Raw genomic sequence first — 24283 nt, 5'->3', positions numbered from 1 at the left:
CGAACACGCCCCGTTGACTGAACGAACCAGGTTGATTGTGCAGTTCAGGGCACAGGTGACGTTGCGGCCCAGTACGGTCTGCGGTCGTGATGGACGATCGTGTGCCCGAGCGGGATCTGTCGAGGTTGGCCGTTCCTCGGTGGGGTCGGCTGATGGAGACCGGCGACCGGTACGAGCCCTACCGGCTCGTCGACGGCAACGGCGCGGCCGTGGCGCCGGTCGCGGTGTTCTTCCAGGAACTGCTCGCTGCCGGGAAGGCGGCGGCGACCGTCCGCTCCTACGGGATGGACCTGCTGCGATGGTGGCGGTTCCTGCACGCGGTCGAAGTGCCGTGGGATCGAGCGACACGCGTGGACGCTCGGGATTTCAGCTGCTGGATCCAGCTGACAGTCAAGCCGCGAGCGACCGCGGGCAAGCGGCGGCCAGCCCGCACCGTCGGCGCCCCGAACCCGGTGACCGGGAAAACCACCCCAGGGCCCGGCTATGCCCCGTCGACCGTCGCCCACAGCGAGACGGTGCTGCGCAGGTTCTACGACCTGCACCGTGATGCCGGATCCGGACCGCTACTCAACCCGTTCCCGCTCGACCTGGCGCGTCGCTCCGGCCGCGCGCACGCACACCACAACCCGATGGACGCCTGGGCGCCGAAGCGGACAGGCCGCTACCGACCCACGGTCCCGCGCCGGATTCCGCGCTCGATCCCCGACGAGTGGTTCAACACGCTGTTCGCGGCGCTGCCGTCGAACCGGGACCGGGCCCTGATCGCGTTCTGGATCTCCAGCGGAGTCCGGGCCTCGGAGCTGATCGGCGTCCGGCATTGCGACATCGACCCGGGACAGCAGCTGATCAGCGTTGTACGGAAGGGCTCCCGAGCACGGCAGCAGGTGCCGGCCTCGGCGGACGCGTTCGTGTGGCTGCGGCTCTACCAGCAGGAGCTGCACGGGCTGGTGCCGCGGGGCCGGACGCAGCCGGTGTGGTGGACGCTGCGGCGTCCGTTTCAGCCGCTGACCTACCACGGCGCCCACCGCATGTTCGAGCGGGTAAACGCCACCTTCGGCGCCGACTGGACCCTTCACGACCTTCGTCACAGCGCCGCCGCCCGCATGGTGCGCGACCCGGCGCTGACGCTGACCGACGTCCAGTGGGTCCTCGGGCACGCGCATCTGACCACGACCGAGATCTACCTCGCGCCGCGCGAGGACGAGGTCGTGGCCGAGGTGCTGGCCCACCACGCCCGGCGCGCCGACCGGCGCGCCGAGCCGGTGCCGCCGCCTCCGGCACCCGGCTACGACCCGGATGCCTTGGACGTGCTGTTCGGGCGGTCTTCATGACCATCACCACGAAACACTCGACGCGCCGACAACTGCAGACCACGAATGCGACAGCCGAACAGGCCCGGGCGCGGAACAACGTACTGCGGGAACGCTTCCCGCCCCGCACCGCGGAGGCGTGGTGGCCGGCGACAGCGCAGTCGGCGGATGAGGTACTGCGTCGGCTGACGGCGCCACCGTACTTGCCAGCGGCCAACGCCACCCAGGCCGGGCGGAGGCGCGGGGTCGCCAAGCTTCTGCGCTGGCTGTCCAGCTTCCCTGGGGATACCTGGCAGCAGCGGTGGAAGGCCAGCTGCGCCGAGGAGATCCCCGGCGCGGACTGGACGGATCTCCCGCTGCGTTTCTTGCGCCAGAGCGGGCTGTCGCCGTCGTATGAGCGCGTTGACCTGACCTCAGGGCTGCTGATGCTGGTCTGCGGCGACGTCATCCGTCCCGACCTCGCCTGGATGCTCACCCGCACCCACAAGCATCTGGCTCCGGTCATGGCCGAGGTCCGCGACCCCGAGGGGTTCGCACGGCTGGCACAGCTGGCCGAGTCTGGGCCAGCCAGCGCCCGAGGCGAGGCCACCATCGCGGCGACCCGGATCGCGATGCTCCTGGCCTGCAAGGGCGGGTCGATCGCGAATATCACCGTCGGCGACTGCGTGGAGCTGGTCGACACTCTGCGCCGCGTTCATGTCCGCGGAGGTCAGCGCAAGGTCGACTTCTACCTTCGGCTGCGGGCCTTGGGTGTCTTCCCTGAGGACGCCCCGGCCACGATCCGGGCGTTCGGGCTTGCCGCCGGCCAGCTGAGCATCGAAGAACTCGTGGATCGCTATCCGATCCGGTGCCGCCCAGTCCGCGACCTGATCGTGGACTACCTGCGCGAACGGCAGCCGTCGTTGGACTACACCAGTGTGGACGCGGTGTCGCGGACGCTGGCCGGGCTGTTCTGGACCCGGATCGAAGCGCTCTCACCAGGCATCGACTCCCTGCGGCTGCCACCCGCACTGGCCCGGGCCTGGAAGACAGACATCGCCACCAAGAAGCGCACCACGATCGGTCCGGACGGCACCGCCGTCGAGGTCGCCAGCCCTAGGCTGAACGCCAAGGACGAGCTCATCCGCGTCCGCGCCTTCTATCTGGACATCGCCCATTGGGCTGTGGAGGAGCCGGCCCGCTGGGCTCCGTGGGTGGTGCCCTGCCCGATCAGCGACGAAGAGATCAGCAAGGCCAAGGACCGCAAACACCGCAAGGCCCGGATGGATCAGCGCACCCGCGAACGGCTTCCCGTCCTGCCGGTGCTGACCAACACCGTCGACCGCGGGCGACGCGCCGCAGCCGAACTACTGACTGCCGCCGAGCACACCCGACCCGGGGATCTGATCCCCGACACCGCCGGAGCCTTGCGCAGAGCCGTCGCGCCCAAGGCTGCCGGGCACCTGACCTGGGCCGAGGAGACCTCGACCGGGCGGCGGCGGAACCTCACCTACGAGGAGAGCGAAGCCTTCTGGGCCTTCGCCGCGATCGAGGTCCTGCGTCTGACCGGCATCCGCAACGAGGAGCTCCTGGAGCTGACCCACCACAGCATCACCGAATACCGGCTCCCCAGCACCGGCGAAGTCGTGCCTCTGCTGCAGGTCGCACCTTCCAAGACCGACAGCGAACGGCTTCTGCTCGTCAGCCCGGAACTGGCGGATGTCCTCTCCAGGATCATCCGCCGCCTGCAAGGAAGCAGCCGTGCGATCCCGCTGGTGACCTCCTACGACGTCCACGAGCGGGTCTGGCACCCGCCGATGCCGCTGCTGTTCCAGCGCGATATCGGCACCGAGCACCGCGCTTTCACCCCGACCGCGCTCCGCAAGCTTCTGATTAACGCGCTGGCCGCCACCGGGCTGACCGACGCCGCCGGCGAACCGCTCGTCTTCTCCCCGCACGACTTCCGCAGGATCTTCGTGACCGACGCCATCATGAACGGTCTGCCACCGCACATCGCCCAAGTGCTCTGCGGGCATCGGAGTCTTGATACGACGATGGGCTACAAGGCGATCTACCCAGCCGAGACCATCGAGGCCCACCGCGCCTTCATCGCCCGTCGCCGGGCCAGTCGGCCCAGCGAAGAGTATCGGACGCCGACCGAGGAGGAATGGGACGCTTTTCTCGCGCACTTCGAGAAGCGCAAGGTCTCCATTGGCACCTGCGGTCGCGCCTTTTCAAGCCCTTGTGTTCATGAACACGCTTGCGTTCGTTGCTCGCTTCTCCGGCCGGACCCGGCCCAGCGCGGCCGGTTGGAGGAGATCCACGACAACCTCGTCGCTCGCATCGCCGAGGCCGAGCGCGAAGGCTGGCTCGGTGAGGTTGAGGGGCTTCGTGTCAGCTTGGCCGGTGCCAAAGACAAGCTCGCCCAGGTCGACGCACTAGCCGAGAGACAGTCGGCTGCGGTCCAGCTCGGCATGCCGGGCTTCAGCCGGTCCGGAGGAATCGCTGAGACGCCGAAACCAACGTCATGATCGAAGCCAGAGATGAGCGAAGACGAGGATCAAAACGGAATCGACAGCCCAGCCTCGCGCAGCTGAGAGAGGGCTGTGGACATGCACTGCTGCACCGTCCTCCCATCAGCACGCATGCCATGCTCCAAGGGACCGCCGCTGGCTGCGAACGTCCACGCCGGCGCGCTATCAGCCCCCCTCTCGGCGTCAATCCTGATCATGGCATTCACGCCCTGCTCACCCAGCCATTCCAGGATGAGGAGTGTCACGTCCTCGATGCCACCATCCTGGTCGTTCTTTGGCCAGCGGCCCTGGTTTCCTGTCATTGCCCAGACTCTACCGAGGGGTCCGAAGCAGTCGGCGTCCAGCGGTCAGGCCGGGAGGATCAGCGCCTGGTTTCCATTCTGGCGAAGAGTTCAGCGCACTCGCTGGCGAAAGAACAGAGTTGGTCTACGACCTGCCGGTACTCCTGCGGATCCCGCACCATGTTCGACGTGGCATCGGTCCACTGCTGCCACAGGCCACCGGCGGCAAGGTATCGGGATGCTCGCTCGGTCCCAAGGACGGCATCGAGGTGAAGCAGTGTGCTGAGGGCAAAGGTCTGGTCGTAGACGAGGTCGGGTTGAGGCAAGTAGCGATCAAGGTATCTGCAGACCAGATCGGCGTCCGCGCTGGTGCCGAAAGCGGCAAGGGCGATGCAGTAGGACCCGCCGTAGGGGCCTCCGCTGGCCAGCAAGAGTTCGCCGATACGGCTGCGGAACTCGGTCCTGCCAGCTATAACAACCAGCCAAGAGGCAGTCTTACGCTCTCGCCAACCGCCTTCGAAAAGGATGCCGAGCTCAGCGGGAGTGATCTCCCCGGCAGCCTCGACCAGCTCCCTCATGAAAAGGTCGCGCTCAGGCCCGCTCAACCGCAGCGAGCTTCCACCCAGCCGCAGGTACCGCCGGCCGGGCGTGACGAATCGTCGGACCAGGTCCATGAGCTCGGGGTCGGTGCTGGCATAGCGCATGGCTGCATCCTTGCCCGGCGAGGACCCAGCTGCCAACGATTTACACAGATCCTCGAGTAGCGATCGCTAGTTCAGAGAAGCCTGCATCCGTTGCCCGGTCCTCCAGGTCAACCCCAAGATGTTGTCCCGGCTCGAAGAGCTGGAGAAGGACCTAATCCTGCGGCGCAAGCGGGCCGAACTCGAAGGATGGCTGGGAGAGATCGACGGCATCGACAAGACCCTGACCTTCCTCCGGGCCAAGCGCATCGAGGCCGAAAGGATCAAGCAACGAACCGCCGTCCACCTCGGCCTGCCCCACGCCCGTCGCCCCCAGGACTGATCAAACTGTCATCGAAGGATGACGCTCACGCCCTGTTCTTCGAAGATCTCCAGGAGCAGGTCGAACAGCGCGACTTCGCGTTCTCCGGAGGGCACACGCTCTTGCAGCCGTGCCTTGGCCTGGGCTGAGGAATCCCAGTGCACGGTGAACGGCGTGGTGGCACCCCAGCCCCCTCTGAGGCAGTCGGTCAGAGCATCGAGGTTCCAGCCGAAGTATCCGCCGGGGCCGTTGATGGCTTCACCGATCGCGCAGTAGAAGCTGTCTCGGTCAACGATGTGCCGACCGTCCAAGGTGAACACCTGGCCTGCAGGAGCGTCGGCCTTTCCCTGGCGTTGGTACTCCTGGGACCACAGCGTCACCGACAGCCATGCTCGTCTGTCCTCCGGGGCGAGCTCGTGCCACATGCCGGTGCGGTCCAGATGACCCGTGCGGATCAGGTCCCATACTCGTTCCGCTCCGGCCACGGCGTTCTCGCACCACAGCGTCAGCGTGAGGTCGACGAGGCCGGCCCCGCAGGTGGAGGGCTTGACGTCGATGACGGTGACCTCATTGACGAAGTAGGACCCCATGGTGGCACCGTCACCGTCGAGGAGCTGGAACCAGGCATTCCCCGCCAAGGCGCGACGACTGCCGACGTGGCTAACGCTCTCCAGTAGGCCGCCCTGCGGGAGGCAGCCCGTGAGGTGCACTCGGCGTGTTCCCTCTTCGTCCGGCAGCGGCGTGAACAACCCCTCGGCCTCGTGAGCAAAGCCCCAGAAGTCAGCGTCGTCCTCATCCGAGGTCAGGGCGTACTTCTGCCCCTCACCGCCCCGCCCTGATGTTCGCATTGCACCCCCCATGAGAGCGCTGATCCTACCGGCACCCCGTTGACCTGACACGCGGTCGCCAGCCGGTCCGTCCCCTGATACTTCGGAGGTTCTTTGACGAGTCACGGATCCTCCTTAGCCCGTGAGAGTGAAGTGCAGAGAAGGGCGATCCAGTGCAAACACCGCAAGGCTGGTCTGGCCGGGGCAGCGGTGGGCACACCCGATCTACAGGTCCTCAACGGCACCGGCCGGCCGGTGCACAAGGGCGATGTCGTCGTCCTCGTCACGAACGGGAAGTTCTCCAAGCCCGCAGTGGAGTTCGCGCGTTCCCAGCGGCTGCACCTGGTCGACCGGACCGTCCTGGCAGAGTGGGCGAGCGGCTCACGGCCGCTGTGGGAACTCCTGAGGGCCGTACCCCCGCCTCGCCGTCCAACGCCCCTGTCCTGACGACGCAAGGCGTGTCGTAGTCGGGCCCCGGAAGTGTTCCGCTTCCGGGGCCCTCACCACAGACACAGCAGGCATCAGACTTCGGGGCTCGTCTGCTCGACCGTCTCAGTGATGGGCCGGCAGTAGGCAAGTTGATGCAATCGCGGAAGGGGCCCGTAGCCTCTCCACTCCCCCGGGATTGGTCAGACGAAGGCGGGAACGGGGTTTTCGTCGGTCCATTCACCTTCGAAGAGCGCGGCGATGAGGCGCGCGTGTTCGGTGTCGAGCTGGCCGGCGCGCATCTTGGTACGGGTCTTGGCGAACCAGGCACCGATCTTGACGGTGTCGCCGTCGACGGCGATCGTCTCGCGGGCAGCGGGCGCACGGCGTTCGCGGTGGAGGAAGAGTTCGAGGATCTGGACGGTCTGAGCGAAGGTCCGCCGTGCTGTGGGGCGGGGCGCGAGAGTGCTGGCGTCGGGGGTGAGTCCGAGGTTGGTGAGGAGGCGGTGCTGGCCCGGGGTGAGGTTCTTCCAGGTGGTGAGCTGGCGGGTGGCCCAGCTGCCGAGGTTGGTGCTGGCGGCGGTGGTGTCGGGGGTGAGGGGCTGGCCGGTCTCCAGGTGGCGGCGCAGTAGGTGGTACTTGCGGTGCCAGTCCGGGCCGTGGGGCAGCTGCCAGTCGGGGTCGATGGCCGCCAGGTCGGCGGCGCGGGCCTCGGTGAGACGGCCGTGTGTGGCGTGGGAGCGTTGCTCGGCAAGCCAGGCGCCGAGGGGGGTGGTGGCGGGGGCGGCGAGGTGGCCGTGCGCCTGGTGGTAGTCGGCTGCCTGGGTGAGGCGGGCGCGCCAGGCGGCGTCGTGCTTGTCCCAGATCATGCCCAGCGCGTCGAGTTCGGCGATCCACTCGGGCTCGAGGCGGCCGGCGGTCATGGCGTCGCGCATGGTGGTGATGAAGCGGCCGAGTTCGAAGCCTGCGGGGTCGGTGTGGTCGGTGGGGATGTCGAGGTGGCCGTAGGTGTCGTGGAACGCCTGGGCGGAGGCGAGGCCTTCGCGGCGGGTGCGGGTGAGGGCGCCGCGGGGGTTGAAGGCGATGAGGTCCATGGCGCGGGCGATGCGCTCGGGGTGGAGAGTGAAGTCGAAGTGCCAGCGGTGCTGGATGAGGCGGCTGGTCTCGGTGGTGAGGCGGTTGGTCTTGTTGGGGAGTCGTTCGAGGATGCGGTGGTCGTGGCTGGCCAGGGCAGTGGTGATGGCCCAGACGGGCTCGTAGGGGGTGCCGAGGATGTTCTCGGGGTCGTCACTGGGCGGGATGTAGACGGGGACGATAAGGCTGGCGGTCTTGCCCGAGACATCCAGGCGCAGGGCGCGGCCGAGGCCTTGGACGCAGCGGGTGACGCTGCTGGTGGGGTCGGCGAAGACGACGGCGTCGACGCTGGGGATGTCGATGCCTTCGGCGATCACTTTGGCGTTGGCCAGGATCGCGCTCGGTGAGGCGGCGAAGCGGGCGAAGATCTCTGCGCGTTCGTCTGTGGTGTGGTCGCCGTGGACGAAGGAGACGTCGGGGTCGAGGCCGGGGAAGCAGTCGGGGTCGGCGTTGCGGAGGCGGCGCAGGGTGTGGGGCAGTTCGCGGGTGAAGCGGATGGAGTCCTCGACAAGGTGGAAGAAGACCAGGACCCGGCGCATGGAGTGCTTGGTCATGGCGCCCAGGACGGCAAGGTGGAGCGCGGTGGTGCGCAGCGCGTCGTCGGGGTCTGCGCCGGTCGGGGGTGTGCCTGGGGCGGGGAGGTTGAGGCGGGTGCGGAGCTCGGTGTCGGTGACGGCGGGGATCACGATGCGGTAGTCCGCGGCGACGCCGTCGGCGATGGCCTGCGCCAGGGGGTACTCGAAGACCTTCTTTCCGTAGACGGCCTCGTTGTCCATGCTGTTCCCCGCCGCATCCACATCCGGCACGGGTGCGGGGCGCGGCCGGCGGCGGGCGGTGTTCGCGGAGTCTGCCAGGTCGGGGGCGGCGAAGCTGCGCGGGGTGGCGGTCATGTAGAGACGGCGGTCGGCGTGGATCCGTGCCGTGTTGTTGACCATCGCCCACTTCTTGTCCGCCCGGCCGGCAATGCGGTGGGCCTCGTCCATGATGGCGAGATCGAAGGGGGGCACGGTGTAGCGGGTGTGCTGTGTCGCCTCGATCTTGTCGAGGGAGTCGTAGGTGGAGATCACTGTCAGGGCGGGGAGCTGGTCGTCCCTCTCCCCCACGACCGACATGAGAGCGGCCAGCGCCTGGGGGCTGCTGGCGGAACCGACCCTGCGGGCGGCGAGCGCGTCGTGTGCGGCCGTGTCCATCGAGGAGACGATCACCATGTGCTCCAGGTGGCCGTCGCGGCGCCACGCGAGTGCGGTCTGCGCGGCCAGGTCCAGCGTCGGGACGGCGACCAAAACCAGGCGGGCGCCGAGTTCGTCCGCGGCCCTGATCGACACCAGCGTCTTACCTGTCCCGGTGGCCGCCACGTAGAGGGCTCGGGTGTTCGGGCGGCGCAGATGCCTGACCGCGGCCCGCAGTCCGCGCTCCTGGTCCGGACGCAGTGCAGGGCGGTCGGCGGGGCGCTGGGCTGGGGGCTCGACCGGTGTGACCATGACGGACATCATCGCGTGCCGATGGACCGCAGTGCCCAGGAGCCTCTCGGTTACCTGTTCGTCGGCTTCTGGCCGTGCCCGCGGGCCGCCTCAAGGCATGATGGCTTGTTCACGAGAGCGGGTTCTGATCTGCCCGGGCAGGCACTGCAGGGTGCGACCGGGTGGGACGGTCGGGGACGGGTGAGCAAGCACACGAAGCCCCCGGTGGCTGAGGGTGATCTTGGGCGAAACCCGCCTGCCAGGAGCTTCATTGTTCCGTAGGTCCGTCTAACGCGTCGGAACCGTATGCCGTCGCCGTCGCCGAAGCCAGACCGGCGGCCGCCCCGTCCTCGTGCCCTTCGGCAGCAGCGGTTCCAGCATCGCCCACTGCTCATCCGTGAGATCTCCCCGACCCATGAACCGTGATCATCCACAGCCCAAGATCCACTTTCGACACACGGCCTAAGGGCGTGCCGTGGCCGTTCACGGAGCGCTGTCGATGAGCCCAGCCAGCGAGTCGGCGGACTCGGAGGTGGGTCGTAGAGCACTGGAGGCTGACCGAGCGCTCCAGGCGGCCATCCACCACGTACTTCGCGATCTCGACCACTACAGGACGCGGTCGCCTGTGTTTCGCGAGCACCCGGAGGGCTGAGACTCGAAGCAGCCCCGCCGGCCGGAGGTGACCAGCGGGGCTGCGGTGCCTGGTGGTCGCGACGCGGGGACGCCTCCAGGGCTTGATGGGAAGTGCGCTGCGTCCAGGGCGCGGGGGGGGCATGTTGGGCGATCGGTGGTTTGTCTGAGGTGCTATCCCCTGACTGCGGATCAGCTCGCGCGGCGGCGAGCCCTGATCGCGATGATCACTGTGTCGCAGACCATCGCGACGGTGCCGAGGACCACTAGCGGCCACGTGGCATCCGGAGGGATGTACTGCCAGGTGACACCAATGGTGATCCCGCCCGCGAGAGCGACGCCGGTGCCGGAGGGGTAGCGCAGCGGGATCGTGAGCTGCCGGCCGGGCCCGGGTTCCGGTCCGGCGACGGCCATGGGATCCTGGATGGACATCTGGTGCTCTCCTTCATAGTGGTGCCGGGTGGTTCCGCCGCTCCCACGGTTCCTAGGCCGAGAGGGGGGCGGCGGACTGCTGTACGGGGCCCGGTGTGCGGGCCGGGCGCAGATGTTCACGCCTTCCTGCGCTTCCTTGACCAGGCGATCACCCCTATCGGGATCGCGCGGGTCGAGATGCGGGCCAGGTACATCGCCCGGATACGGCGCGGACGTCTGGGTAGGTCGTGCCACTCCGCCGCCCACTCCTCCGCGTACCGGGCGCTGTCGCCTGTCAGCCGGGCGGCAAGCGAAATGCTGCGGCTGCTCGGTGTCGCAGACCGCGCTTCGCCCTGCGTCTGCACCGCTACTACCGATGGATGCTCCCCATTGCGCTGTCGCTTCCACGCCGCATACGCGGCGGCTAGGGTCGCCGTCGACGAGGCGCCCTGCGTGGCGACTTCGACGGCCTCCAGGATGGCGCTCATGCTGCCTCCCTACGGTGCTGTACGCGAAGCACCCATGCGAGCTTCGGGCCGGTGCTCAGGAGGAGTCGGGCAAGCAAGGCCCACCTGGCGCGACGACGTGCGCTGGCCATGTCCTGCCACTCGGCGGCCCATTCCTCAGCCCAACGCGCGCGCTCCGCAGAGGGCAGGCACTGGACAGCCACGTTGATCACCCGGGTTGAGCGCTTGTCGCGTCGGGCCTTTGGCCCGACGGACTTCTGTCCTTCGTCGGATAGGAGGAGGGCCTGGAAGGCCGCCGTGTGTACATCCCCGAGAAGGTTCTTGACTGCCTCAGGCTTCAGCCCGGGGTAGAGCTCTCTCAGGAGCTCGTTGAAGGCGGCGTCGAACTGTGCTTTGTTCTTGACGAGGGATGCCGCCCTAAGGCGCGGATCCGCAACGATCTTGTTTGCGAGCTTCTGGACCTCCTTGGCTTGGGAACTCGCCAAGGGACCACGCCTCCAGTCACCAGTAGTGGTCACGCGTGCCCCCGACGCTTCTCCATCCGCTGGATCCAGGCCATCGTGGGGCCGACCCACAACAGGACCTGAATCATGTAGGCGGCGCGGCTTCGCCGCGGCCTGTCCCCCATGTCGTACAAGAAGCTGGACCACTCCGCCAAGCAGCGTTCCCGCTCCTGCGTGGGAAGCAGCCGGGAGGCGAAATCGAAGGTCCGAGGGGGCTTTGGTGGCTTGATTGCGACAAGCCGGGTCTCCCAGAAGCGGATGGCCTTCGGCGTCTCGACGTATTGGACAGCACCGCTGGTCTTGGCGATCGTTTGTGCATCCTGCACGTTCTTGGACAGTTGACCTGGCCTCGGGGGGCGGTCAGCCGGCTCACGAGCGAATACGTCGGGGTTCGTGTCGCCGCGCATGATCTACGCTCCCAGTCCGCCGGTAGCGGGCCGAAGCCGCGCAGAGATGGCTCCGCCGTTGTAGGCCTGGGCGAGGGCGAGGCGGGCGGACTCTGCACCGCCGGGCGAGAAGCGGTAGTAGCGGCGGCGGGGGCGAGGCGGGTCGGTCTTCTCGATCTCGCTCTGGTCTTCCCAGAAGGACTCGAGCCAGCCGGCGTTCTCGAGACGGGCGAGGATTGGGTGGATGGTGCCGGGGGCGAGGCCTGCGGCGTCAGAGAGTTCAAGGCCGTAGCGGGCCTTCGCGGGCGTCTCCAGGAACGTCCGCAGCACCAGTTGCGTCTGGAGCGTCATGCGCGGAGTCTTAGCCATACTCAAACTCTAATATGGGTCCGACCAGCAAGACAACACCTATCTGAAGGTCCGTCATGCAAGATGCCTGCCGCCGGAGTTCGGTGACAGACATCCACACAGGTCAGCCTCCCAGCCACGCACATAGGTCCCGTACGGCACGTAGCAGCAGGCTGGAGTCATGGGCGAGTACCGCGGGTTGATCCGGGCGAGGTGGGAACCAGCGCCTTCGCGCCCGACTTGCGGACCGGACCGAGGCCCCTTGATGAGCCTCGTTGAAACTGAAACCTCCCCCGTTCGGCGCTCCGAGTTGCCCCAGGCATGCTCAAGAAACCTTGACTTCCTGGATCACCAACGGTCCTGGTCGGCGCGTTGGCGTCGAGGGAGCCGGGGATGCTGCAGGCAGGCGCCCCGGCTGGCCTTGCAGGGCCGTCGGCGCCACGACCACGGCGGTCCTGGGCCTGGAGGCGGAACTCCACACCGCCCCCGCCTCCGCACCGTAGCCGTCCGCGCTCAGTACGGCGGCGCGAGGGCAACGACCCGGCAGACGTGGTCGGCGTCCTGCGCCCAAGCGAGAAGCGCCTCCCGGTCGACCAGCAGGATCCCTTGGCTCTTCCCCCAGGCGGCGGCGTCGCGGGTGAACGACCCGTTCGTCACGACCATCGACTGCGCGGCTCCGTACACGGGCCCGGCCGTTCCGTTGATCCGGTAAAGGACCTCGGAGCCGACCCTACGACCCCCGACCGTGTGCTTGCACTGCACCGCGAGGGTGCGGCCGGCAGCGTCGACGGCGAGCACGTCCACCGCCTGGTCGCCGCGGCCGCCGACAACCTTGGCCCGTAGACCGTCCCGCTCCAGCAGCCGCCGCACGATCTCCTCGAACCCGGTCGGCGAAGCCCCGTCCACTGCCCGGGCATCGAGACTGAACTCCGCCTTCCGGGTACTGCGGCTGGCTTCGAGTCCCGCCTCCCACGCCACCCGGCGGGCCGCACTCTCCTGCTGGTGCAGCAGGCGCTGCGCCTCCTCCTCCCGAATCCGCGCGAGCCGCAGCAGCTCCTTCTGCCGCCGCAACTCCTCCTCCAAGCTCCGCTGTCGTTCGCGGAGCTGCTCCGCCTCCGCACGCAGGCGTTCGGCCTCCTCTTCGTACCGCCGTACCCGACGCCGGAAAGCGACGCGGGCGGTGAACTCGACGGGGAGGGCGAGCAGCAGCCCCAGCGTCAGCGCGGCGGACACGTCCTGGAGCCGCATGGCCCCGCCTGCCAGGTTGTCGAGTACGGGCACCGCGAGCGCCCCCAGCACGATGAGCCCCAACTTCCAGCTGGCGACGACCCCATACGGATACTCAGGCCGAACCCGCCGCACGCGCGCCTCCTTGACGATCCCCGCACTAACTCCCCGAGACCCTACGGCGCCCCACCGACACCACCGTTGACCAGGTGGGCAGGAACTATTCGACGCCGGAGTGGGCGACCAGCGGCCGCTCGCCCGCGCGGCCGGCCTTGCGCAGGGCACGGCACGTGTCGTGGGTCGTGGGTCCCCAGGACGGTGAAGGCATCCGACACGCGGTGATCGCAAGAAAGAGGACTGACAGTGCTTGCTGATGGCGCGGAGCGGGTCCGGAAGGGCGGGGGGGTCCAAATCCCGCCCGGAAGGCTGATAGCAGGCGGAGGGTGTGTAAGTGACATTGTCGGTGGTTGCTGGCTGAACTTCCTCTATCCGTGGTGTAGAGACAGGTGGTAGGAACGACGGAGTTGGGGTTCCGTTTCATGTACGACCGGGGGGTCGATGAGCACGTCGGAGCGGTTCTCTGCGTTCCATGCTGAGCCTCTGTTTTATGAGCTGCCCAAGCCTGCGCAGACGCCAGTGACAGTGGTCGCCCCCATGATGGCCATGCCGCCCACGCTGACGCCCAAGCAGATCCTTGTGCACCACTCGGCCGATGAGTGGGAGGAGTTCATCTACGAGTGGGTGAGTGCGCTCAAGGAGGCCGATTACGTGGACGTAGTACGCATGGGGGGATCCAACGATCGTGGTGCAGATATCGCCGCGTTCCTCACCCTGGGCAAGACCGACGGTCCTTGGCACTGCTTCCAGTGCAAGCACTACGACAAGGCGATCAGCGGCGCTGTCGCCTACCCGGAGATCCTCAAAATCCACTCCGCGGTGGCCGAGCGGCAGTACAAGGTACTGCCCGAGCGGTACGTCTTCGTTGCCCCCAAGGTCGGCGGCTCGTTCATCCAGCTTCTCGCCAAGCCGTCTACGCTCCGAACGGCCTTCTTCGAGTGGGCAGACAAGAACGCGGTGAAACTCGCCCAGGAGTACGGCGAGACCCCTCTGAAGCGTGCGCTGGACCTCGCAGAGCGGTCGGACTTCTCCCGGTTCGAGGCCGGCAACCTCGACAAGATCCTCGAACAGCACTCCAGGACGCCTCACCATGTCAGGAGGTTCGGCACACGGTTGCCCGACCGGCCTGCCATCCCTGCTGCACCGGCCGATCACGCGCCGGAGGAGACCCGGTATATCCAACAGCTGTTGGACGTCTATCACGAGAAGTGGGGGTGCTCGCCGAACGTCCCGGACGAGGCGCGCGCCCACCCCAAAGCGGGGCCGAACCTGCAGCGGCAGCGGGAGGCGTTCTACTGCGCCGAGCAGCTGCGCATGTTCGCCCGCGACAGCGTGCCTGAAGGCACCTTCGAGTCTCTGCAGAGCGACGTGTACAGCGGCGTCTCGGAGGTGGAGGAGGATGACTTCGCCACCGGATACGCGCGGATGAAGGCCGTGCTCGCCGCCGCGCGGGACATGCAGCTGGGCGCCAACGTACTGATCACCTATGTGAAGCCCGAGGACCGTAAGGGGATCTGCCACCAGCTCGCCAACGAGGACCGTCTCACGTGGGTCCAGGAGGAGCAGTGAACCCCCTGAACAGTCCGATCGAAGTCGGTATGCGCGCGCTGGTCCTGCTCACGGCCACGTTCCCCGAGCCGCTGGACGTGGCAGAGCTGGTGTACCTGGATCACGTCATGCTGCACAGCGGTGAGCTGGACGGGCCGCCCAGTCTTCATCCCACACTGCCGGCGGGTCCGGGCGAGTTGGCGATGCGGCGGCATCTGATCGAGCAGGGCCTGGGCGTGCTGATGCGGGCCGGGCTGGCCGACGTGGAGGCTGGCGAAAAGGGACTGCTGTACCGGGCGAGCGAGGAGGGGCCTGGTTTCGTCGACCTCCTCGAAGCTCCTTACGTCGCCGCTCTGAGGGACCGGGCCGCGTGGGTAATCGCCGCCCGGTCGTCCTCCGAACTGGATGTGCGTGCAGCGACGAGGGCCATCACCGACCGGTGGGTCCGAGATTTCGATTCACAAATGCCGCCTTCGGGAAGTGACCATGCCTAGCATCCGGCTCCTGCATCTGACGTTCGCCGGCTCCGGCCGGGAGAGGGCGCAGGTCGTCTTCGGCGAGAAGCTGACCGTCATCTACGGCGCCTCGGACACCGGCAAATCGTTCGTCACTGAGGCGATCGACTACATGCTGGGGGCGCGCAAGCTCGACCTCATCCCCGAGGCCGAGGGATACTCGCAGATCCTCCTCGGCCTTGGACTACCCGATGGCAGTGTCATCACGCTCATGCGCGGCCCGCAGGCAAGCAGGATCCATGTCTTCGATGAAGATGTTCGGGACCTGGTCTACCGGGCGCCGGACCTTGAGCTGAGTGTGAGTGCCAGGGGCTCGAAGAACATCTCCCGTTATCTGCTGGAGAGGCTCGGGCTCGAGGGCACGCTGATCGCGACGAACGACACCGGCGGCACCAAGCTGGTGGGGTTCCGTGACCTGCTGCACCTGTGTCTGATCAGCGAGACGCGGATGGTGTCGAAGGTTCCGCCGGTTCTGCGTTCGACCGGCACCAGCGGGCAGACCGCCCTCAAGTCGGTTCTGAAGCTGCTGCTGACCGGTCAGGGAGAGCCGGTGACCGACGCCCGGCCGAACGCGGCACAGCGGCGGCTGCAGAAGGGAAAGATCGGGCTGCTGGACGAACTGATCCTCGACCTGCAGCGCCAGCTCGATCCGCACGGCGGGAACGAGGGCGAGCTGGCGGCGCAGCTGCACCGGCTGCTCGCCCACCAGGACACCGTCGCGAATTCCCTGCGCGAGATCACCCTGCGGCACACGGCCGCCGCCGCCCGGCGTGCGGACGTTGCTATCACGCTCGGCCAGTACGACCAGCGTCTGGCGGAGATCGACGATCTCCTCGGACGATTCGGGCTCCTGCGCAGCCAGTACGAGTCCGACCTTGCTCGCCTGGCCATGGTCGGTGAGGCAGGCAACCTCCTGGGGTACTTCCGCACTGGGGCGTGTGTCTTCTGCGGTGCCGATCCAGAGCACCAGACGGCAGAGCACGATCAGGAGACGACCGCTCTGCACGCCGCGGTCGCAGCCGAGAACGGCAAAACCCGTCACCTACTGTCCGACCTGCGCCTGACCATCGACGATCTCCAGGTCCAGCGCGAGGACATCGCCGGACAGCGTGAGAACTGCGCCGCCCAGGCCGAGCAAGCCGATCTCGAGATCGCCCGCGTCACAGAAGAACTACTCCCCGTCGAGAACCTGGCCTCGGAAGCGATGGCCGCTCGTTCACGCCTCGAGAAGGAGCTCGGACTCCACCAGCGGATCCAGGAGCTTCAGGAAGTCCGCGACCAGCTGGTCGCCGACGGTGCTGTCCCCGGCGGGCGCCCTACGGGCAGCATCCCCGCCGGCACCGTGGCCGCGTTCGACCGCGCCGTCGAGCAGGCCCTTCAGGCGTGGCGCGTCCAGCTCCACAGCGTGTCCTACGACCAGTACACCGCGGAACTGTTCGTGGGCGACCGTGGCCGCGCCGGTCACGGCAAGGGCATGCGGGCGGTTCTTCACGCAGCCTTCGCCGTCGGTCTGGCCGACTACTGCCTCGGCGAGGAACGCATCCATCCCGGATTCCTCATCCTCGACTCCCCTCTGGTCACCTATCGGCAGCCCGTCGCTGCGCGGCGCACCGACGACGAGAACCTGCCCGACAGCGTCAGCGACTACTTCTACCGCGACCTGTTCCACCGGTTCACCGGCCAGGCGATTGTCGTGGAGAACACCGACCCGCCCGCCGACATCGCCCAGGAAGCACAGGTGTACATGTTCAGCCGCGACCCCGACGACCACCGCTTCGGGTTCTTCCCCATCGGGGCAGCGGCTTTGGGTGACGACGTGAACGAGAGCTGAGCCGGCTCGTCCGATGGACAGTGCCAGCACCCGTGCGGTGGAAGCCCGCCGTGCATGGCGGCACGGGCGCCCTGGCTGGCGGGGTGAGCTGAACGGTGTCCGGCAGTGGAGCGAAATGAACAGCGCGCTTGGTCTGCGCTGTTCAGGAAATAGGGGCGGGTGTGCACGTATCCGAGGTGCTCATAGAGAGGTTCCGGTCGTGTGAGGAGGTGCGGATACCTCTGCGTCCAGAGGTGACGGTTCTCGTGGGCGAGAACAACGCGGGCAAGACCACGATGGTCGATGCGCTGCGTCTACTCTCTGATCCGCTGGATGGGCGGCGGTCACGGTACTTCGAGGAGTCGGACATCCTGAAGGCCGCCGCCCATCTGGGCGGACCGGCCCTTCAGCTCGAGGTGTCCGGCATCAGCCCGGAGCACAGTGGTGCCTATCTCGAAGCGTTGGTGCCTACCGAGGGCTCAGAGGGTCGGACCGCGCGATGGCAGGTGTCGTACACCTCGCCTCAGGGAAACGCTCGCCGCGGCAACACCGCTTGGGTGCAAGGGGCTGGGCACCCGGTGACTGGCGAGCCTCCTGCACGTGGTGGGGTGCGGCATGTGTATCTACCGGCGCTGCGAGATGCGGAGCGGGAGCTGGCGTCGGCAGGCGGGGACCGGGTGCGGCTGATCCTGCGTGGGCTGCTGGGCGACAAGGAGCAGGTCGAGGCGTTTGTCGAGCGCATCGGGACGGAGCTGAAGAAGGTAGCGACGGACGAGTCCGTCGCGGCGGTGAGTAGGCAGATCAACGGTCCTTTGGAAGAGCTGACTGCGGGAACGCATCCGCAGCACAGTGAACTGACGCCCGCTGACCCGACGTTCGAGTCGATCGCCCGGTCACTGCGTATGCTGCTGGGCGATTCCGGGTCCGAGGCATTCCCTCTTTCCGCCTCTGGGCTGGGCTACGCCAACACGTTGTTCATCGCCACGGTGATGGCGGAACTGGACACCGCTGCTGAGGCTGATCTGACCGTGCTGCTGGTGGAGGAGCCTGAGGCTCACCTACACCCGCAACTGCAGACACTGCTGCTGCGCTATCTGCAGCGTCGTGCCCGTGAGTCGCGTATAAGGGTTCCGGAGGACCCGACGGAGCCGGCGGGTCACCTGCAGGTGCTGGTGACCACCCACTCCCCCGTTCTTTCGGCCGCGGCCAGCGTCGAGGACGTGGTCATCATGACTCGCTGCCCCGGCAAGATCGGCGGCTGGCAGACACGACCACTTCCTGTACACCGTCTGGGGCTCACCCAGCGGCAGTCGAAGCATCTGGACAGGTACCTGGATGCGACCAAGAGCGCCCTGCTGCTCTCTCCCCGGGCGGTTCTGGTGGAAGGGATCTCCGAGCTACTGCTGCTTCCCGCGCTCGCTGAGCGTGTGCTCGCCGCCGACGATGGCGCGAGCTACGACGTGAGGAAGGAGGCCTTCGAAGCGCTCGAGCGGTTCTTCGGAACGACCCGGGTGATCGTGGACGGTGTCGGTTTCGATGTGTACTTGCGGGTCCTGCTGTACCCCGTCGACGAGGTGTGTCTCGGACGTCGGGTTGCTGTGATCACCGACACCGACGTCGCCCCCGACAACCCGGAGCCGGAACGACTCACGAAGCTGCGTGACCTGCACGCCACGTGGTCGTCACCCGGGCAGCTGCACGTGGCCGCCGCGCCGCGGACCCTGGAGCCGGCGCTGTGGTTGTCAGGCAACGAGCAGGCTCTGCGGGCGGCGTTTCTACGATGCGCGCCCCTGTCGCAGGACCGCTGGGACCAGGTCGTGAAGACAGCCGATCCTGCTGTTGCCTTCGGGGAACTGTTCATCCCGAAGGAGTCCAGGAAGGTCCTCGGCCTCGATGGGAAGCCGATCAAGGGGACTCCCATATCCAAGGGGCGCTTCGCCCAGGAGCTGGCGGATGTACTGAACGACCAGTCGGTCCCGTTCACGGTTCCGACCTACCTGACAGAAGCGATTGGATTCATCGCCGCGCCGGACGGTGCGGCGTGACGCCGGACGAGGCTGCAGATGGTCCGCGCACCGCGGCTGAGGCACAGCAGCTACTCGCTGTGCAGACACCGGCTCCGGCGTATGTGCCGGCCTGTCCTGGGGCCGGCAAGACACACGTGATCGCCCTGAGGCACTTGCAGTCGCCGCCACGGCTGCTGCGGCAGGGACGGGCGCTGATCTCGTTCACACGGGTGGCGCGCGATCAGATGGCGCAGCGCTGTCGCCAGGCCGGCCGCACCGATCTGCTGCACGCGCCTCACTTCGTCGGCACGCTGGATTCGTTCTTGTGGGAGTTCTTGGTCAAGCCGCTACGTCCGACACAGCCTCCTGTACGGCTGCTGGAGTCCTGGGCGAACGTCAAGGCCCCAGTGCAGGGCCTGGACCGTGAGATCCCTCTTCACCGCTTCCACCTGACCCTGGATCCCGTTCCCATACCTGCCCAGGAAGCAATCGCCTGGGACAAGATCGACCACGACACGCAGCGGCTGCTCGACGACAGCGCCTACGATCGCGATGCGTGGCTGGCAGCAGTCTTGAGCACCCGTAAATCGTGGTGCCAGAAGGGCTACTTCACTGGCCATGAGGCACGCATCCTGGCTCTGTGGAACTTGCGGAACCCGCAGCAGGCGGACCGTCTACTGCCGCCGTTGCTCTCCCGGTTCGCCGAGGTGGTCGTTGACGAGGCGCAGGACTGCTCTACCGCAGACCTCGTGGTACTCGAGCTGCTGCACGATGCCGGGCTTCCGCTCGTGCTGGTCGGCGACCCCGATCAGGCCATCTACGCCTGGCGTGGAGCCCAGCCGGCCTCACTCCAGCGCTTCGCTGCCAAGCTGAACCCCGTCGCGGCGCCTTTGACCGGGAACTGGCGCAGCTCCCCCGTCATCTGCCGCCTGGCAAGCACCCTGCGTGCCGGCAACCGGGCACCTGACACAGCCGTGGTCAAAGACGACGACATCCCTGTTGTCATCCTGCCGACCCGGTTCGCCGGCTCTGGCAGCAACCACCGGCATGCCCCGGGCAACAGCGGAATCGTCGAGGTGTTCCGCGACATCGCCCAGGAGTACGGCATCAAGGTCGAGGACTGCCTGGTGACCGCCCACAAGTACGCCACGCTCCCCGGGATCACGCGAGAAAAGCCGAACAGCAACCAGATCACCCACTTGGCCTGGGCACGCACCGTAGCCCACACCGAGGGAGCTACCAGCAGCGAACTCATCCGAGCCTGCGCGGTCGCGCTGCGTGTGCTGTTCGGATACTGGTTCCCCGAAGAGACCGGCAGCCCGGAAAGACTCAGCGCCACGCACCGGCTGCCGCTACAGCAGGCCAACCGCACTGCCTTCTCATTCCTCCACAGTCTTCCCCCGCCCCACAAAGAGTGGGCCACCGACGTATGGCAGGCGATGAAGGCATGGCCCGCCCCGCCTGATGCCGCACCGCAGGGCACAAAGGGCCGCCTTGCGGGAAAGCCCGTCATTGCCCGACCGGTCAAGGCCACAGCGGTGCGCACCAACATCGTCCATCAGCTCAAAGGCGACGAAGCCGACGCCGTCATGCTGATGCTGCCCGACAACGGAAGCGTGCAGCGCTGGGCACAGGGCGATCCGGCAACCGACGAGCTCCTGCGCATCTGGTACGTCGCAGTGACCAGAGCCCGGCGCCTGGCTGCGCTGGCGGTGTCCGAGGAGGAGGTCGAGGGCCTGGCCCAATTGCTGTGCCAGCATGCCGTTCCAGCGCGGATCGGATAGCAGGACTCCCCCTGTCCGCAGGCGCCTGAGTGCTCGTGAGATGGGCGGGCCGCTGTGCGAGGCCAACGGGCCGGTTCTATGCCGGAGCAGGATCTCCTGCTGGGCAAGTCCGCGGCGTGATCAATCCCGCGCCAACGAAGAAAGTGGGGTGGTACTTCTCCGCTGAAGACCAGCACGTAGGATCCATCGCCAGATGCCCGGCCTGAGAGGGAACCGACGTGACTGCCCGCATCCTCCCCGTACTTCCCGGCGACCCGGCTCTTGTCGGCCCGTACCGGATAGTGGGCCGTCTGGGTACCGGAGGGATGGGTACCGTCCATGCTGCCTTGGACACCAGCGGCAACCGTCTGGCGGTGAAGGTCATCCGCCCCTCTCAGACCGGCGACGAGGAGTTCCGCGCCCGGTTCCGTCGTGAGGTAGCCCTGACAAGCAGGGTGAGCGGGCCGTGTCTCGTACCGGTGATAGCAGCGGACTGCGATGCTGAGCATCCGTGGCTCGCCACGCCCTACATACCGGGCCCCACGCTCCAACAGCACATATCCGCGCACGGCCCTCTCCAGGGGGTAATGCTGCACGCGCTGGCCACCGGCACCGCCGCCGCGTTGGCGTCGGTCCACGAGGCCGGTGTGATCCACCGTGACATCAAGCCAGGCAACGTAATCCTCTCCCCCAGCGGTCCGCGTCTGCTCGACTTCGGTATCGCGCACGCCTTCGACGGAACCTCAGTGACCCGTACCGGCATGCTGACCGGGACCCCGGGCTGGATCAGTCCCGAGCAGTACCGCACTGGCGACGCCGGCCCGGAGTCCGACGTCTTCGCCTGGGGCGCGCTTGTCGCCTACGCCGGAACCGGCCGCCACCCGTTCGGAACCGGGGCCCCGGACACCGTCGCCTTCCGTGTGATGTCGCAGGACCCCGACCTCACCGGTCTGCCTGAGGACCTCGCACGCATCGTGACGAGTGCGATGTCGAAGGAAGCAGGCGACCGGCCCACCGCACAGTCTCTGAGCAAGGAATGTATCGAGCTCCTCGGGCATGCGAGCACGCATGTTCTGCCACGGCATGATTCGGCACACACGCTGGTCGACGGTCTGGTCACCGAGCGCTGGAGCCCGCCGCCCATGCATGCGGACATCTGGCCGACGCCCCGGCCCAGTGGCCGGGCCCGCAGATACAGCATCATCGCCGCTACGGCGGTCGGTGCTCTCAGCATCGCTGCCGCTGCCGTCTACGCGTCCACAGTCCGGGAACGGCAGGCGCCGTCGACCGCCGCTGCGCCCGCCAGCACATCCGCTGCCCTGTCTTCATCACCTTCTTCCTCTGCCGCTGCTGCTCCCGCTGACGTTTCTGTACCGCCGACGAGCACAGGACCTGCGGTCGTCGCGGTCAGCACGCCCGCTGTCGCTATGCCGACGGCCGAGCCGCAGCCGGCCTACACACGCAGCGACTACGCCGAGCCCACCCTCGGGGAATGGTCGGCCGCTCGTGACGCCATGACCGCCTCCGAACGGGGCATCGCTACCGCCATCAACGAGGACCTCAAGGCCTTCCTCCGCGACGAATGGGGACTGTCCGAGGGTGTGCAGGTGACGTTCAACCCTGAGGCCCAGACCATGTTTCTCACTGCCGGCCCTTCATTGACGGCAGAGAAGAACGGCGGCGACTACACCGACCTCGAGCGCAGCATGATGTTCACCGGCTGCTCCCGCGGCAACGACAAACTACGCACCGATATCAACTGGCCCTACGGACGGGTCGTCGTCATCTACCGGGAATCCATGGCAAGTCCTGTGATCGCCAACTACCGCGAAGTCACCAACGGTATGAACTGCCGAGTCTGACAGCCTGCGTTCAAGAGCCGGGAAGACGCGCGCCTCGTACACAACGAAGTCGCCCTGCTGACCGATGCGCTGCCGGGCCCATCATCGACGGGTAGTCCCATGACGGGCGCCTCGACAGAGTCGTCGCGCGTCGAAGCACGGTCGTGAGCGCCGACTGCCTTACCTGGATCTTCGATGCCGCAGTCGGGCGCAGAGAGGCCGACTCATCCGCTGATGAGCGCCTACGCAGCGAGATCACCGACCAGAACACCCGTGACGACTCACAGGAACCGCGCGTTCAAATCGTCAGATCGCCTCACCACGGACACCTGGTTGGCAGACCGGATCAGGACGTCCAAGCAACCCGTGACACTCAGCTGACCCCGACACCACATCGCGCACCCCTCAGCCGCAGCCACGAATAAAGGCGCTCGCCAGGAGCAGCAGGCATGAGGCCCGGATCCGCAGGATCCGGGCCTCATGCCTTTTCAGTAGCGGGGACAGGATTTGAACCTGCGACCTCTGGGTTATGAGCCCAGCGAGCTACCGAGCTGCTCCACCCCGCGTCGTTAAGCGCAACACTACGCCACCCACGGCACTCTCAAGACCAGGCCGCTTTCATCAGACTCATGCGAAACGGCCGATGCGGGCGGGCGCAGCATGTCGACGAAGATCACCATCGGGCGCGCAGCACACCGTCGCTGTCAGGCAGGGCGGCGTAATGCAACGGGTGGCGTTCGTCGAGGTACATGGGCAGGGCACAGGCCGCCCGCGCACCGGCCACCAGGGCGGCGAGCTCCTGGTACTCGGTGTCGTCGACGACCGCGTGGCTGATCGTCCCGTCCTGCGCCTCCCAGACGAACTCCACGGATCCGTCCTCCGGCAGCGCGGCGAGGACCGCGCCGACATCGGGAGTCAGGTCGGGCCAGACGGTCACAAGGGCACGCGGGCTGAGACCTGCGCGCACCGCGTCGAGGTTCTCCGCCGTGAGGCGGTGCCAGCGTGCGGCGTTGCGGACGTAGGCCTCCTCCAGGAGCGCCGTCTGTCGCGAGTCCAGCGTCGTGCGCACGCGCTCCCAGAAATCCTCGTCGGCGACCTCTGTCACTCCCGGTTCGTCAAGCTGCGCCGCGTAGGGAGAGGCCGGCATGGCTTCTGGGAAGAGGCCGAGTTCGCGTGTACGGGTCACGGCGTCCGCGCAGAGCCGGTCGCTGCCCACGTACACGTACTGGTCCCACCCGACGTGCACGGTGAACACGTTGCTCGCCTCCAGGCGGCACCAGGCACCGTGGTCACGGAGCATGACCCGGACAAGCTCAAGCGCGGCTGGAAGGGAGACCTCGGCCCCGTCGTGGTATCCGATGAGGTCTGGCGGGAACAGCCCGCCGAGGCCATGCCCCTCGACCGGCGGCTCCAGGCCGAAATGGACGAAGCCGGTGACCTCGGGCTCGCGGATCTCCAGCCGGTCGACACCCGAGGACTCCGCGAAGGCGGCGATCGCCGCCAGGTACGCCGCTTCGACCGGCCCGTGGTCACTGACCGTGTCCTCAGTGCCGGTGTAGTGACCGCGCTCATCACGGTCGACGGGGTCGTACTTGGTGATCCGGTGGACGAAGGACGGCGGCACGCTGCTCCCTGTGCGGTCGGAAGAGCTGCCAGCGTAGTTCGGCGGCTCACCCGTCGGCTGGCGGTGCCAGTCGTCGCGCTCATTCGAGTCCGATGGCCTCTCAGCGGCCTTATCGGTCCCATCTGCAAGCATGC

General features: G+C 67.3%; 20 protein-coding genes, 1 tRNA gene and 2 pseudogenes. 11 read left to right on the top strand and 12 right to left on the bottom strand.

Features of this window, described 5'->3' with window-relative positions:
- Positions 1–89: 89 nt before the first annotated feature.
- The 3 genes and pseudogenes from ACIQFX_RS10050 to ACIQFX_RS10040 form a co-directional block, all read left to right on the top strand.
- Positions 90–350: pseudogene (locus ACIQFX_RS10050) on the top strand (integrase); the annotation flags it as partial.
- A gap of 165 nt (positions 351–515) precedes the next feature.
- Positions 516–1331, top strand: a complete 816-nt coding sequence (locus tag ACIQFX_RS10045; protein WP_402460715.1) for a tyrosine-type recombinase/integrase — start codon at positions 516–518, stop codon at positions 1329–1331.
- A complete protein-coding gene (locus ACIQFX_RS10040) occupies positions 1328–3820 on the top strand; it encodes a tyrosine-type recombinase/integrase (RefSeq protein ID WP_402460654.1) in 2493 nt (830 codons plus the stop codon). The genes ACIQFX_RS10045 and ACIQFX_RS10040 overlap by 4 nt, the downstream gene beginning before the upstream one ends.
- A gap of 29 nt (positions 3821–3849) precedes the next feature.
- Here ACIQFX_RS10040 and ACIQFX_RS10035 read toward each other — a convergent pair whose 3' ends face one another.
- Both ACIQFX_RS10035 and ACIQFX_RS10030 read right to left on the bottom strand, forming a co-directional pair.
- Complete coding sequence (locus ACIQFX_RS10035; RefSeq protein ID WP_402460651.1) at positions 3850–4125, bottom strand: hypothetical protein; 276 nt, start codon at positions 4123–4125, stop codon at positions 3850–3852.
- A gap of 59 nt (positions 4126–4184) precedes the next feature.
- Positions 4185–4808, bottom strand: a complete 624-nt coding sequence (locus ACIQFX_RS10030; RefSeq protein ID WP_331906705.1) for a DUF6000 family protein — start codon at positions 4806–4808, stop codon at positions 4185–4187.
- Between the two features lie 118 nt (positions 4809–4926).
- Between ACIQFX_RS10030 and ACIQFX_RS10025 the strand changes: the two genes are divergently transcribed.
- Positions 4927–5127, top strand: a complete 201-nt coding sequence (locus ACIQFX_RS10025; protein WP_402460648.1) for a recombinase — start codon at positions 4927–4929, stop codon at positions 5125–5127.
- An 8-nt stretch (positions 5128–5135) separates the two neighbouring features.
- Here ACIQFX_RS10025 and ACIQFX_RS10020 read toward each other — a convergent pair whose 3' ends face one another.
- On the bottom strand, positions 5136–5966 hold the full coding sequence (locus ACIQFX_RS10020; RefSeq protein WP_402460646.1) for a barstar family protein: 831 nt from the start codon (positions 5964–5966) through the stop codon (positions 5136–5138).
- A 126-nt stretch (positions 5967–6092) separates the two neighbouring features.
- On the opposite strand from ACIQFX_RS10020, the pseudogene ACIQFX_RS10015 reads away from it, so the two are divergent.
- Positions 6093–6380, top strand: a pseudogene (locus tag ACIQFX_RS10015) (restriction endonuclease); the annotation flags it as partial.
- 182 nt (positions 6381–6562) lie between these two features.
- On the opposite strand, the gene ACIQFX_RS10010 reads toward ACIQFX_RS10015, so the two are convergent.
- The 7 genes from ACIQFX_RS10010 to ACIQFX_RS09980 form a co-directional block, all read right to left on the bottom strand.
- Positions 6563–8974: a Helicase associated domain protein gene (locus ACIQFX_RS10010; protein ID WP_402460644.1), complete on the bottom strand. Its 2412-nt coding sequence runs from the start codon at positions 8972–8974 to the stop codon at positions 6563–6565.
- A gap of 801 nt (positions 8975–9775) precedes the next feature.
- Positions 9776–10015 carry a hypothetical protein gene (locus ACIQFX_RS10005; RefSeq protein WP_402460642.1) on the bottom strand — a complete coding sequence of 80 codons (240 nt, stop codon included), beginning with the start codon at positions 10013–10015 and terminating at the stop codon, positions 9776–9778.
- Positions 10016–10131: 116 nt separating this feature from the next.
- Positions 10132–10482 carry a hypothetical protein gene (locus tag ACIQFX_RS10000; protein ID WP_402460640.1) on the bottom strand — a complete coding sequence of 117 codons (351 nt, stop codon included), beginning with the start codon at positions 10480–10482 and terminating at the stop codon, positions 10132–10134.
- A complete protein-coding gene (locus ACIQFX_RS09995; protein ID WP_402460638.1) occupies positions 10479–10946 on the bottom strand; it encodes a hypothetical protein in 468 nt (155 codons plus the stop codon). Before ACIQFX_RS09995 ends, ACIQFX_RS10000 begins: the two co-directional genes overlap by 4 nt.
- A gap of 29 nt (positions 10947–10975) precedes the next feature.
- The gene (locus ACIQFX_RS09990; protein WP_402460636.1) at positions 10976–11371 is read right to left on the bottom strand and encodes a hypothetical protein; all 396 of its coding nucleotides are present in this window, start codon (positions 11369–11371) and stop codon (positions 10976–10978) included.
- Positions 11372–11374: 3 nt separating this feature from the next.
- Entirely contained in the window at positions 11375–11719 is a 345-nt protein-coding gene (locus ACIQFX_RS09985) for a PadR family transcriptional regulator (RefSeq protein WP_402460634.1), read from the bottom strand.
- A 492-nt stretch (positions 11720–12211) separates the two neighbouring features.
- Entirely contained in the window at positions 12212–13060 is an 849-nt protein-coding gene (locus ACIQFX_RS09980; RefSeq protein WP_402460631.1) for a restriction endonuclease, read from the bottom strand.
- Positions 13061–13483: 423 nt separating this feature from the next.
- Between ACIQFX_RS09980 and ACIQFX_RS09975 the strand changes: the two genes are divergently transcribed.
- The 6 genes from ACIQFX_RS09975 (at position 13484) to ACIQFX_RS09950 (ending at position 22546) form a co-directional block, all read left to right on the top strand.
- The gene (locus ACIQFX_RS09975) at positions 13484–14611 is read left to right on the top strand and encodes an ABC-three component system protein (protein WP_402460628.1); all 1128 of its coding nucleotides are present in this window, start codon (positions 13484–13486) and stop codon (positions 14609–14611) included.
- On the top strand, positions 14608–15084 hold the full coding sequence (locus ACIQFX_RS09970; protein WP_402460626.1) for an ABC-three component system middle component 2: 477 nt from the start codon (positions 14608–14610) through the stop codon (positions 15082–15084). The genes ACIQFX_RS09975 and ACIQFX_RS09970 overlap by 4 nt, the downstream gene beginning before the upstream one ends.
- Positions 15077–16936 carry a hypothetical protein gene (locus ACIQFX_RS09965; RefSeq protein WP_402460624.1) on the top strand — a complete coding sequence of 620 codons (1860 nt, stop codon included), beginning with the start codon at positions 15077–15079 and terminating at the stop codon, positions 16934–16936. Before ACIQFX_RS09970 ends, ACIQFX_RS09965 begins: the two co-directional genes overlap by 8 nt.
- A 161-nt stretch (positions 16937–17097) precedes the next feature.
- Entirely contained in the window at positions 17098–18960 is a 1863-nt protein-coding gene (locus tag ACIQFX_RS09960) for an ATP-dependent nuclease (protein WP_402460622.1), read from the top strand.
- Positions 18957–20705 (top strand): UvrD-helicase domain-containing protein, encoded by a 1749-nt coding sequence (locus tag ACIQFX_RS09955; protein ID WP_402460620.1) that lies wholly within the window; start codon positions 18957–18959, stop codon positions 20703–20705. The genes ACIQFX_RS09960 and ACIQFX_RS09955 overlap by 4 nt, the downstream gene beginning before the upstream one ends.
- 218 nt (positions 20706–20923) lie before the next feature.
- Complete coding sequence (locus tag ACIQFX_RS09950) at positions 20924–22546, top strand: serine/threonine protein kinase (RefSeq protein WP_402460618.1); 1623 nt, start codon at positions 20924–20926, stop codon at positions 22544–22546.
- Positions 22547–23017: 471 nt separating this feature from the next.
- Here ACIQFX_RS09950 and ACIQFX_RS09945 read toward each other — a convergent pair.
- Together ACIQFX_RS09945 and ACIQFX_RS09940 are read right to left on the bottom strand one after the other, a co-directional pair.
- A tRNA-Met gene (locus ACIQFX_RS09945) sits at positions 23018–23091 on the bottom strand.
- Positions 23092–23198: 107 nt separating this feature from the next.
- Positions 23199–24281, bottom strand: a complete 1083-nt coding sequence (locus ACIQFX_RS09940; protein ID WP_402460616.1) for an RNA-binding protein — start codon at positions 24279–24281, stop codon at positions 23199–23201.
- Between the last annotated feature and the right edge of the window lie 2 nt (positions 24282–24283).

The organism is Streptomyces sp. NPDC093089 (assembly GCF_044754405.1).
Classification (GTDB): domain Bacteria; phylum Actinomycetota; class Actinomycetes; order Streptomycetales; family Streptomycetaceae; genus Streptomyces.
This window is presented reverse-complemented; position numbering and strand designations above follow the sequence as displayed.